At 74.4% G+C, this 11,204-nt stretch carries 9 protein-coding genes; 4 read left to right on the forward strand and 5 right to left on the reverse strand.

The features are described from left to right. Positions 1-132 precede the first annotated feature (132 nt). Together mmuM and map are read right to left on the reverse strand one after the other, a co-directional pair. A complete protein-coding gene (gene mmuM, locus FRZ03_RS17235; RefSeq protein ID WP_146466049.1) occupies positions 133-1,065 on the reverse strand; it encodes a homocysteine S-methyltransferase in 933 nt (310 codons plus the stop codon). A gap of 92 nt (positions 1,066-1,157) precedes the next feature. Further along, the gene (map, locus tag FRZ03_RS17240; RefSeq protein ID WP_146466050.1) at positions 1,158-1,940 is read right to left on the reverse strand and encodes a type I methionyl aminopeptidase; all 783 of its coding nucleotides are present in this window, start codon (positions 1,938-1,940) and stop codon (positions 1,158-1,160) included. A gap of 66 nt (positions 1,941-2,006) precedes the next feature. On the opposite strand from map, the gene FRZ03_RS17245 reads away from it, so the two are divergent. Then, complete coding sequence (locus FRZ03_RS17245) at positions 2,007-2,312, forward strand: helix-turn-helix domain-containing protein (RefSeq protein ID WP_146466051.1); 306 nt, start codon at positions 2,007-2,009, stop codon at positions 2,310-2,312. 66 nt (positions 2,313-2,378) lie between these two features. Here the strand turns inward: FRZ03_RS17245 and FRZ03_RS17250 are convergent, their stop codons facing one another. The 3 genes from FRZ03_RS17250 to FRZ03_RS17260 all read right to left on the reverse strand — a co-directional run bounded on the left by FRZ03_RS17250 (position 2,379) and on the right by FRZ03_RS17260 (position 7,396). Continuing rightward, entirely contained in the window at positions 2,379-3,113 is a 735-nt protein-coding gene (locus tag FRZ03_RS17250) for an alpha/beta fold hydrolase (protein ID WP_146466052.1), read from the reverse strand. 113 nt (positions 3,114-3,226) lie between these two features. Further along, positions 3,227-6,097 carry a glycoside hydrolase family 2 TIM barrel-domain containing protein gene (locus FRZ03_RS17255; RefSeq protein WP_146466053.1) on the reverse strand — a complete coding sequence of 957 codons (2,871 nt, stop codon included), beginning with the start codon at positions 6,095-6,097 and terminating at the stop codon, positions 3,227-3,229. Between the two features lie 54 nt (positions 6,098-6,151). Further along, positions 6,152-7,396, reverse strand: coding sequence for an FAD-binding protein (locus FRZ03_RS17260; protein ID WP_146466054.1), 1,245 nt, complete (start codon positions 7,394-7,396; stop codon positions 6,152-6,154). Positions 7,397-7,504: 108 nt separating this feature from the next. Between FRZ03_RS17260 and FRZ03_RS17265 the strand changes: the two genes are divergently transcribed. The 3 genes from FRZ03_RS17265 to FRZ03_RS39160 form a co-directional block, all read left to right on the forward strand. Beyond that, a complete protein-coding gene (locus tag FRZ03_RS17265) occupies positions 7,505-8,512 on the forward strand; it encodes a hydroxyacid dehydrogenase (RefSeq protein WP_146466055.1) in 1,008 nt (335 codons plus the stop codon). 176 nt (positions 8,513-8,688) lie between these two features. Next, positions 8,689-10,008: a radical SAM protein gene (locus FRZ03_RS17270; protein WP_146466056.1), complete on the forward strand. Its 1,320-nt coding sequence runs from the start codon at positions 8,689-8,691 to the stop codon at positions 10,006-10,008. Between the two features lie 160 nt (positions 10,009-10,168). Beyond that, positions 10,169-11,204, forward strand: a 1,036-nt coding sequence (locus FRZ03_RS39160) for a cellulose-binding protein (RefSeq protein ID WP_186785468.1), incomplete at its 3' end; no start/stop codon positions are given.

Here is an 11,204-nt window from a genome sequence, read left to right on the forward strand (position 1 = left end):
CCTGCGCCGACTGCGCCGCTCGGTCGGTGCCCTGCGCGGTCCCGCGTGGAACGGCCGGGACCGTTCGGTGGCCGAGCGGTGACGGTCGTCGGGGCGAGTGAGGGGTGCGGCGGGGTCGGGTCGGTTCCGTCCTCAGGGGCCGGGCGAGAGGGCCCGGGCGAGTGAGGCGATGGAGTCCGGGCCGACGCGGCAGCACCCGCCGATCAGCCGTGCGCCCTCGGCCCGCCATGCCGTGACCTGGTCGGCGCCGAACGTGGTGCGCCCGTCCCAGGCACGGGCCCGCGCGTCCCAGGACTCCCCGCTGTTGGGATAGGCCACGACCGGCTTCCCGGTGACGCGCGCCGCGATCTCCACGGCGGGCCCCACGTCCCGGGGCGCGCAGCAGTTCACGCCGACCGCGATCACCTCGTCCGCGTCGGCCGCCAGGGCGAACGCCTCCTCCAGGGGCTGCCCGGCACGGGTGTGCGCACCCTCGACCGTGTACGACAGCCACGCGGGCACCCCGAGCCCGCGCACCGCCCGCAGCAGCGCGGCGGCCTCGTCGGTGTCCGGCACGGTCTCCAGCGCCAGCACGTCCGGTCCCGCGGCGGCCAGCACCTCCAGCCGGGGCCGGTGGAACCGCTCCAGCTCGGCCACGCCGAGCCCGTAGCGGCCCCGGTACTCGGAGCCGTCCGCGAGCATCGCCCCGTACGGTCCCGCCGAGGCCGCCACCCACAGCGGCCGCTCCACACCCGCCTGCCGGGCCCGCCCGGCCGCCTCCCGGGCCAGCCGAACGCTCAGCGCGAGCAGCCGGGCCGCCTCCGCGCGCCCGATGCCGCGCCGCGCGAAGCCCTCGAAGGTGGCCTGATAGCTCGCGGTGATCGCCACGCTCGCGCCCGCGAGGAAGTAGGCGAGATGCGCCTCGGTGATCGCGTCCGGCCGCTCGGCGAGCAGCCGCGCGGACCACAGCGCGTCGCTCAGGTCGTGCCCGGCGGACTCCAGCTGGTTGGAGAGTCCGCCGTCGAGGACGACGGTGCCCGCGGCGAGGGCCGCGGCGAGGCCGGGGGAGCAGGTGTTGCCGGTCATGCCACGACGCTAGTCCAAACGGCCTGCTTGCGGCTTGGCCCGGCCGCGCCTTTCGGCGTGGCCGTCCGCGGACACGGCGGCGGTGCGGGCCCTCACGGTCGCGCGTGCGTGGGCAGGGTGAGGATCTCGGCTCCGTCCTCGGTGATCGCGACGGTGTGCTCGCTGTGCGCGGTCCGGCAGCCGGTCGCGCTGCGCAGCGTCCAGCCGTCGGCGTCGGTGACGAGTGTCGCGGTGTCGGCCATGACCCAGGGCTCCAGGGCGAGCAGCAGTCCGGGGCGCAGCTTGTATCCGCGGCCGGGCCGCCCGGTGTTCGGGACGTGCGGGTCCTGGTGCATCGTCGAGCCGATGCCGTGGCCCCCGAACTCCGTGTTGACCGGGTAGCCCGCCTTGCCGAGGACCGTGCCGATGGCGTGGGAGAGGTCGCCGATGCGCGCCCCGGGCCGGGCGGCGGCGATGCCGGCGGCGAGCGCGCGCTCGGTCGTCTCGATCAGCGCGACGCTCTCCGCCGGCCTGGCGTCGCCCACCAGGAAGCTGATCGCGGCGTCCGCGGCCACCCCGCCCCTGGACACGGCGAGGTCGAGCGTGAGCAGATCCCCGTCCGCCAGCGTGTAGTCGTGGGGCAGCCCGTGCAGGACTCCGTCGTTGACGGCCGTGCAGATGTAGTGCCCGAACGGGCCGCGCCCGAAGGAAGGCGCGTAGTCGACGTAGCAGGACTCCGCTCCCGCCTCGGTGATCATTTCCTTGGCCCACTGGTCGATGTCCAGCAGGTTCGTCCCGACCGCGCTGCGCTGCTTCAGCGTGTGCAGGATGTCCCCGACCAGGGCGCCGGTGTCCCTCGCCCGCTCGAGTCGCGCGGCGTTCAGGATCTCGATCATGGGGGCCCTCTCCTGTGGCGTCCAATAACTATACCGGTCTAACTGTACCGGTATTAGAATGGGCTCATGGTCAGGTTGCCGCTCACTCCCGCCGAGGTCGAACGCGGACAGCGCCTCGGGGCCCTGCTCCGCCGGGCCCGGGGCAGCCGCTCGATGCTGGACGTGGCGCTCGCGTCGCACATCTCGCCGGAAACCCTGCGGAAGATCGAATCCGGCCGGGTGGCCACCCCCGCCTTCCCGACCATCGCGGCGATCGCCGACACCCTCGGTCTGTCCCTCGACGCCGTCTGGGCCGAGATCAGCCGGGCGGAGCGGACCGTCGAGGAGCGGCCGGTCCTGGCTGTCGCACGGCATCCCTCGCTGGCTTCGTGACACCGTGCCGGTCCGGCCGGTGTGCCCCCGGCCGGCGCGACACCGCCGATGACGGGCGACGCCCGCCTACGACGAGGTCCGCGCGCCGGACCGCAGCACCTCGGCCAGCCGGTCGGCGAAGTCCACCGGGTGCTCCAGCGTGCCCAGATGCCCGCCGGGAAACTCCGCGAACGCCCCGCCCAGCCGCTCGGCCAGCACCTGCGCGGTGCGGTACGGCGTCTGACCGCGCGAGTCCGCGCCCGCGGCGAGGGTGAGCGGGGCGGACCCCGACACGGCGGCGGGGGCGTACCGGGTGAAGGGGCGCAGGACCCGGGCGAGGAACACCCCCATCGGTGTCGCCGACCCGCCCTCGGCGGGCGGTCGCCCGGGACCGTCCAGCTGACCGATCAGCTCGGCGCGCCGCTCGGCACCGTCCGGCAGCACGGTGACGCAGGGCGGCTCGTGCGCCACCACGTGCGCCAGCCGCCCGGGATGCCGCGCGAGCAGATCGAGCACCGCGATACCGCCCGAGCTGGTGCCGAACACATACGCCGGCTCGCCCTCGGGCAGCACCGCCTCGAGGACCCGGTGCGCCCCCTCGCCCCAGTCCGCCACCCGCTGCTCGGCCACCGGCAGCCCGAGCCGGCCGTGCGCGAGTCCCAGCGGGTCGTACGTCACCACGGTGAACCGCGTCGCCAGCCGCTCGACCAGCGGTCCGAGCCCCATCGGGTGCCCGGCCCCGCCCGGCAGCACCAGCAGCACGGGCCCCCCGCCCGTGACGTCGTAGTGGTCGCGGTCGTCCCGGCGCGCCGTCTCGGTCATCGCTCATCCTCTTCCGTGGGCAACGGACGCCCGAAGACCGGGCGTTGATCGTCATGCCCGGGAGACGGTACGTCCCGCGGCGCGCCGAAGCCTCCGAATAAGGCGCCGGGGGATCAGGAGGGCAGCGGGGAGAAGACGAAGGAGAACTCGGCCGGTTCCGGGCGCAGGTGGTACCGGGGCAGGGGGCCGGGGCCGCAGGACCGGGAGCCGATGCCGTGGTGGGCGTGGTCGAGGTTGACCCAGACGGTGTCACCGGGCACCAGGTCGGTGCGGTGGGCGGCGGCGTCCAGCCGCTCGGTGGTCCAGCGGCGGGCGGTGAGGAGGAAGAGGGGGTCGCCCTCGACGCGCAGACCGCCCAGCTCGGCCCAGCGGACGTCGATGCGGGCACCGTTCTCCTGGGGGCGGACGTACGGCGTCTGCAGGTCGTCCACGGCCGCCTGCCAGCGGCCGACCGCGGCCGCCGTCCTGGTGTCCGGATACGCCTCGCCGGGTCCGCCGCCGAACCACCGCACACGGTCGGCCGTACGCAGTCCGAACCGGATGCCGAGCCGGGGGAGCGGCACCGTCCAGTCGCCCTCCGGCACCACGCGTACGGCCAGCCGCAGCCGGTTGCCGTCGGACGTCCAGCGGTACACCGCCGACAGCCCCAGCTCCCGCCCGGCCGGTGCCACCCTGGTGCGGACCGTCAGCGCGTCCTCGCCGCACTCCACCCCGTCCAGCCGGTGCCGCATCCGGTGCAGGCCGATCGCGCGCCAGCGCGGGCCGCAGCGCGGATCGCTCTGCCAGGCGGCGCCCTCGTCGTTGTCGGTGGGCGCCCGCCACACGTCCAGCCGCAGACCGCCGACGGCCACCTCGCCGATCGCCACCAGGGCGCCGGTCCGCGCGTCGAACGTCCCGGGGCCGAGGGCCAGTACGCCGTCCCCGGTGCGCGGCCGAGCGGTCGCCGGGACGCGTGGTGCGGTGCGCCGCGACGCCGGGAACTGGCCCCAGGCGACGACATGGCCCCGGGCCGCCCACGGCGCGTCGGCCGCGAGCGCCGCCCGGACCAGCCAGTGCGCCTCCCCGGGCGGCGCGTCGGGCGGCGGCGCGGGCAGCCGGACGTCCGCCGACTCGCCGGGCGCGAGCGGGGGCACCGGCAGCGGACCGGACGCCACCGTCTCCCCGTCGACCTGGTACGACCACGAGAACGCGAGCGCCGACAGATCGGCCGTGTCGTACTTGTCGGTCACCCGGACCGTGCCGTTCCCGCCGTCGCCCGCGATGCCGACCGGCTCGATCACCTTCCCGTACTCGGCCAGGCCCGGGGAGGGCCGCCGGTCCGGGAAGAGCAGGCCGTCGCAGACGAAGTTCCCGTCGTGCAGTTCCTCCCCGAAGTCACCGCCGTAGGCGTAGCCCAGCTCGGGGTGCGCGATGCCGTGATCGATCCACTCCCAGACGAACCCGCCCTGCAACCGCTCGTAGGACTCGAACAGCCGCTGGTAGTCGGCGAGTCCGCCGGGGCCGTTGCCCATCGCGTGGGCGTACTCGCAGAGCAGGAACGGCAGCCGGCGCCGCTTTCGCGGTCCGCCGTCCAGGCCGCGTCCGATGCGCTCCACCTCGGCGTGAGGGGCGTACATCCGCGTGTACACGTCCGTGTCACGGCAGTCGGGGTCGCCCTCGTAGTGGACCGGGCGGGACGGGTCGCGGCCGTGGATCCACTCGGCCATCGCGGTCAGACCGCGGCCGGTGCCCGCCTCGTTGCCCAGGGACCACAGGACGACCGACGGATGGTTCTTGTCCCGCTCGACCATGCGGGCCGCGCGGTCCAGCAGGGCGGGGGTCCAGCGGTCGTCGTCCACCGGGTTGTCCCGCCAGCCCGCCTCGGCGAAGCCGTGGGTCTCCAGGTCGCACTCGTCGATCACCCACAGGCCGTACTCGTCGCACAGGTCGAGGAAGAGGGGGTGCGGCGGGTAGTGGGAGGTGCGGACGGCGTTGATGTTGTGCCGCTTCATCAGCAGCACGTCCTCGCGCATGGTCGCGGGGTCCAGCGCGCGGCCCCGTTGCGGATGCCACTCGTGCCGGTTGACCCCCTTGAGGAGGACGGGCCTGCCGTTGACCTTGAGCAGGCCGTCCGAGATCTCCACCGTGCGGAAGCCGATCCGCAGCGGCACCCGCTCGCCCCTGGTCGCCAGCACGCCGTCGTACAGCCGCGGCACCTCCGCCGACCACGGCTTCGCCGGCACCGTCACCGGCTCCCCGGTCGGGACGTCGACGCCGAGCGCCGGGACGGTGACCCGGCCGGGCACCGCCGAGTCGACGCGCAGGGTGCCGGTGCCCGCGCGGTGGTCGTAGCCGGCGTGCACGAAGAAGTCCCGTACGCCGTCGACCGGGCGGTGCGACAAGGTGACGTCGCGGAAGACGCCCGGCAGCCACCACTGGTCCTGGTCCTCCAGATAGGAACCCGACGACCACTGGTGGACTCGCACCGCCAGCACATTGCCGGCGGTCCTCAGCAGCCGGCCGACCGCGAACTCGTGCGGCAGCCGCGACCCCTTGAACGTGCCGAGCTCCGTCCCGTTCAGCCACACCCGGGCGCAGGACTCCACCCCCTCGAACCGCAGCACCGCCCCGCCGTCGCCGAGGTCCGGCCAGTCGGGCGGCAGATCGAAGACCCGCAGATGGTCGCCGGTCGGATTCTCGGTCGGCACCCGCGGCGGATCCACCGGGAACGGGTAGCGGTGGTTCGTGTAGACGGGAGAACCATGGCCCTGGAGGACCCAGTGGCCGGGCACCGCGATCCGTCCCCAGCCGCCCGCGTCGAACCCCTCCCGCGCGAAGGAGTCGTCCTCGGCACCGGCCGCCGGCGACAGCCGGAAGAGCCATTCCCCGTTCAGGGAAAGGGCTTTGGCGTCCGAGGACGCGTACCAGGCGCGGGGCGGCAGCGTCCCGGAGCCGGGGGAGACGTCCTCGACGTAGTCGACGGCGGTACGGCGGGGGACGGACATCGGTCTCCGATCTGGTGCCACACGAGGTCGGGTGGGACAGGCGGGGAGGGATCGTCAGGCGTCGAGCAGATCGGCGACGAAGGCGTTGGTGAACTTGCCGGTCGGGTCGAGCGTCCGGACGAGAGCCCGGAAGTCGTCGAGTCGCGCGTACCGTCCGCGCAGCACCGCCGACGGTACACCGAACACCTTTCCCCAGTGCGGGCGCGGATCGAACGGCTCCAGCGCCTCCTCCAGCCGGCGCACCACGGGCAGCACCGCCGCCTCGTCCCGCACCCAGGTGAAGTGGAGTGCGACCGAGTCGCGGGCGTGGGCGGGGCTGAGCCACTGCGGATCGGCGGCGACCGTACGCACTTCGCAGATCTGGAGCACACCCGCGACGGTGTGCCGTATCCCGTCGACCGCGGCCAGCGCGTCGACCGCCGCCGACCGCGGCAGCAGGTACTCCGACTGCATCTCCTCCCCGCTGCTCGGCGTGAACTCCGCCCGGAAGTGCGGCAGTCGCTCGTGCCACGGCCCCGGCACCCCCAACTGCCCGGTGCAGTTCTCCGCCGGCATCCCCGGCACCGGATGCATGGCGCGCGCCGCCGGTACGGCCCGCGGGAAGTCACCCGCCGGCCGGTCGGTGCGCGCCTTGAGCCACACCTGCCGGAAGCCGGGCTCCCGCCAGTCCGTGAACAGGCTCACGCTGTACGCCGATCCCGCCACCGCCTCGAAGTCCAGCCCGTCCAGCGGGAGTTCGGTGAACACGCGCTGCTCCACCTCGAAGGCCGGCTCCAGGTCGAGGGTGAGGGCGGTGACGACACCCAGCGCGCCCAGCGAGGTCACGGCGCCGTCGAAGCGGGCGTCGCCCCGGGCGATCGTCACCGTCGTACCGTCCGCGACGACCAGCTCCACCTCCCGCACCGCCGACGCCAGCGGCGGGTTGGCCACTCCCGAGCCGTGCGTGCCGGTCGCCACCGAACCGGCCACCGAGATGTGCGGCAGCGAGGCCATGTTGGGCAGGGCCAGACCCCGGGCGTGCACCGCGCGGGCCAGCTCGGCGTAGCGGACCCCGCCCGACACCCGGACCGTCCGCGCGGCCGGGTCCACCTCGATCACCGGCGGCAGCCCGGCGGCCGACAGCAGCACGCCGTCCGGACCGGGATCGGCGATGCGGTTGAAGGAGTGCCCGCTGCCCAGCACCCGCACCTTCGCGGCGCCGGCCACCAGGGCGCGCAACGCGTCGAGCGTGCGGGGGCGCTGGTACTCCTTCGCGCTGTAGGTGATGGTGTGTGCCCAGTTGGTCACCGTTTCGCTCATATCGCCGTTCCTTCCACAGGGGCGCGGGTCCGTTGACCCTCTCGTCCGCCGCGACCTACGGTAGAGATCGCTTGCCGTCGGCGCCTCACCGAGCCGGAAGGTCCGCCCTTGACCCAGCGCCCGCCTGCCGTGTTCGCCCTGGCGGCCGAGAACGTGCCGCACCTCTTCCCGCCCGGGCTCCTCGCCCGGCTGCGGGCCTCGCTGGACATCGACCCGGCCCTCGTCGCGCACGACTTCGGCGAGCCGCGGCTGCGCGAGGCCCTCGCCCGCGCCGAGGTCCTCGTCACCGGCTGGGGCTGCCCCCGCCTCGACGCGGCCGCCCTGGACGCCACGCCGAAACTGCGCGCCGTGCTGCACGCGGCCGGCTCGGTCAAGGGCTTCGCCACCGCCGAGGTGTGGCGGCGCGGCATCGTCGTCTCCTCGGCGGCCGCCGCCAACGCCCTGCCCGTGGCCGAGTACACGCTCGCCATGATCCTGCTCACCGGCAAGGACGTCTTCGCCTTCCGTCGGCTGCTGCGCACCCGGCGCGACGTCCCGTACGGCGACGTCGTCCCCGGCATCGGCAACCACGGCCGCCGCGTGGGCGTCGTCGGCGCCTCCCGCGTCGGACGCCGGCTGATCGAACTGCTGCGCCCGTACGACCTCGCCGTCGCGCTCACCGACCCGCACGTCGACGCCGCCGAGGCCGCACGGCTCGGGGTGCCGCTGCTGCCCCTGGACGAACTGCTGCGCACCTGTGACGTCGTCACGCTGCACGCTCCCGAGACGCCGGAGACCCGCCGTCTGATCGGCGCCCGCGAGCTCGCGCTGATGCCCACCGGGGCGGTGCTCGTCAACACCGCGCGCGGCGCCCTGGTCGACCACGACGCGCTCGTCGAGGAGCTGAGCACGGGCCGGCTCACCGCCGTCCTGGACGTCACCGACCCGGAACCGCTGCCCGCCGACTCGCCGCTGTTCGACCTGCCCAACGCGTTCGTCACCCCCCATCTGGCGGGCTCCCAGGGGAACGAGCTGGCCCGGCTCGGCCGGACGGTGGTCGAGGAGGCCGGCCGGCTGGCGGCAGGCGACAGGCTCCTGCACGCGGTCGATCCCGCGGCGCTCGACCGGCTGGCCTGAGGCGCCCGCGCCGCGTCCGACATGCCGTACATCTCACGTCGTGCGCCCTGTGCGCCGCGCCTTGGACGCGGCGGGCCGTCCCCCTCCCGGACGCGTCACCGGGACCCGCCACGGATTCCCCGGACGCGGGGGCATACGGTGTGGGAAGTACGCCTGAGCCGGGAGGAGACATACGGATGGGCAGTCGCACCGCGCTGGTCGAGGATCTGATGGAGCGCTTTCCGGGGGTTCCGCGGGAAGCCGTCTTCAAGGAGGACCTGCTTCGGGGCGGTGTCGCCTTCGACAAATCCGCCCTCAGCGACAACGAGGACGGGGACGTCAAGCCGAAGTCGTATTTCATCTTCTCCTTCGACCACGGCACCCTGCCCGAGCTGGGCGAGGCGGCGCTGCGCCGGCCCCCGGAGGAGATCATCCTCACGGGCGGCCCGTACGACCTGCGCCGTACGGTCGTCTCCGTACGGGTGAACCCCGCCTCCCCCTACCGGGTGGCCGCCGACGAGGAGGGGCTGCTCGGCCTCTACCTGGACGGCAAGCGCATCGCCGACGTCGGGGTGCCGCCGATGCCCGAGTACTACCGGCACACCCTCTCCAACGGGAAGTCCGTCATGGAGGTCGCCCCCACCATCCAGTGGGGGTACCTGATCTACCTGACCGTCTTCCGGGTCTGCCAGTACTTCGGCGCCAAGGAGGAGTGCCAGTACTGCGACATCAACCACAACTGGCGCCAGCACAAGGCGGCGGGGCGGCCGTACACGGGCGTGAAGGACGTCGAGGAGGTCCTCGAGGCCCTGGAGATCATCGACCGGTACGACACCCAGAAGGCGTCCACCGCGTACACGCTCACCGGCGGCGCGATCACCAAGACGGTCGCCGGGCGCGACGAGGCCGACTTCTACGGCCACTACGCCAAGGCCATCGAGGAGCGCTTCCCCGGCCGCTGGATCGGCAAGGTCGTGGCGCAGGCGCTGCCCAAGGCGGACGTGCAGCGGTTCAAGGACTACGGCGTGCAGATCTACCACCCCAACTTCGAGGTGTGGGACCGCCGGCTGTTCGAGCTGTACTGCCCCGGCAAGGAGCGCTACGTCGGCCGCGACGAGTGGCACAGGCGGATCCTCGACTCCGCCGAGGTGTTCGGGCCGCGCAACGTGATCCCCAACTTCGTGGCGGGCGTGGAGATGGCCGAGCCGTTCGGCTTCACCACGGTGGACGAGGCCATCGCCTCCACCACCGAGGGGCTGCGCTTCTTCATGTCGCACGGGATCACGCCCCGCTTCACCACCTGGTGCCCGGAGCCCACCACCCCGCTCGGCAAGGCCAACCCGCAGGGCGCGCCGCTGGAGTACCACATCCGGCTGCTCCAGGCCTACCGCCAGACCATGGACGACTTCGGGCTGTCCTCCCCGCCCGGCTACGGCCCGCCCGGACCCGGCCGCGCGGTCTTCTCGGTCAGCTCCTTCATGGACAGCCTGCCCGCCCAGGAGCCGGTCGAGGCCTGACCGGGCCGGGGCCAGAGTCGCCACTGTGCGTGACCGGAGGCACACGGGCCGCTTGTCAGCGGCACCCGGTGCGTGAAAGGCTCGGGGGAGTGCCGCGAGGTTTTTGCCAACTCCGTCGTTCCCGTGGTGAGTTGACCTCGCCCGTGGATGCAGGAGTTCCATGCCCGACCTGCCGACCCCTCAGGGAGCCGAGGCCGCGCTGTTCTCGGAGGCCTGGGACGCGGTGCTCTCGTACGCCGACCTGTGCACCTCCGGGTCGGCCACGGCCCACCGGCTGGCCACCGAGGCGTTCACGCGCGGCATGCGCGAGGTCCGTGCCGCCGCGCGCACCCATGTGCGCGGCGCGGGCCGCCGTACCCCACGGCTGCCGACGATCCCGGCCCTGCTCACCGCCGTACGCGCCACCGCGGCCGGCTGGCAGGCCGAGGGGCAGGGGCACCGGCTCGACCCCGGCCTGAGCGAGTGGCTGAGAACCGCCGAGGCGGCCCGTCATCTGGGCCCGCCCCGCGAACGCCCCGCCGCGCTGCGCGCCCTGCGGGACCTCAAGGAGACCGACGCGGCGCTGCTGTGGCTGGCGGAGGTGGAGGCGCTGCCCCTGTCCGCGGCCGCCCGCCGGCTCGGCCTGGAGCCGGCCACCGTCTCCGGTGAACTCGAACGGGTGCGCGCCCTGTTCCGGGACCGCTGCCGCCACGTCCACGGGGCGGGTGCGGGGGACGGGACGTGCCCCCACTGCGCCCGCGCGCCGGGCGCCGCCGCCCGTGCCGGTTCTCCCGCGTCCCCGGCCGCCTGCCCGCACTGCGCCGGCGCCGGCCCCGCCGCACGGGCCCAGAGCGCCGCGCTCGCCCCCGTCCTCGCCGGCGGGGTGATCGGCTGGGGCTCGCTCGCCTACCTGGAGCGGCGCCGGCGGGCCAGCGAGGCGCGGCTCGGCACCGGGCGTGCCGTCCGGGCCGCCGACGGCGGCGCACCCGAGGAGCGCGCGGGGCTCGGCCGGCTCCTGCGGGGCGGCGGGCTGTTCGCCACCGCGGTGCTGCTGTCGGCGCTGGCGCTGGGCGCGTCGCTGATGCCGTACGGCGGTTCCGGCGCGGACTCCTTCGCCGCGCGCGACGACACCGCCGCCGCCCGCGACGACGGCACGGCACCCGACGACGCCCGCGCCCCGGGCGAGAAGGCGTCCCGCGACAACGGCCGGATCCAGG

Source organism: Streptomyces misionensis (assembly GCF_007896895.1).
GTDB lineage: Bacteria > Actinomycetota > Actinomycetes > Streptomycetales > Streptomycetaceae > Streptomyces > Streptomyces misionensis_A.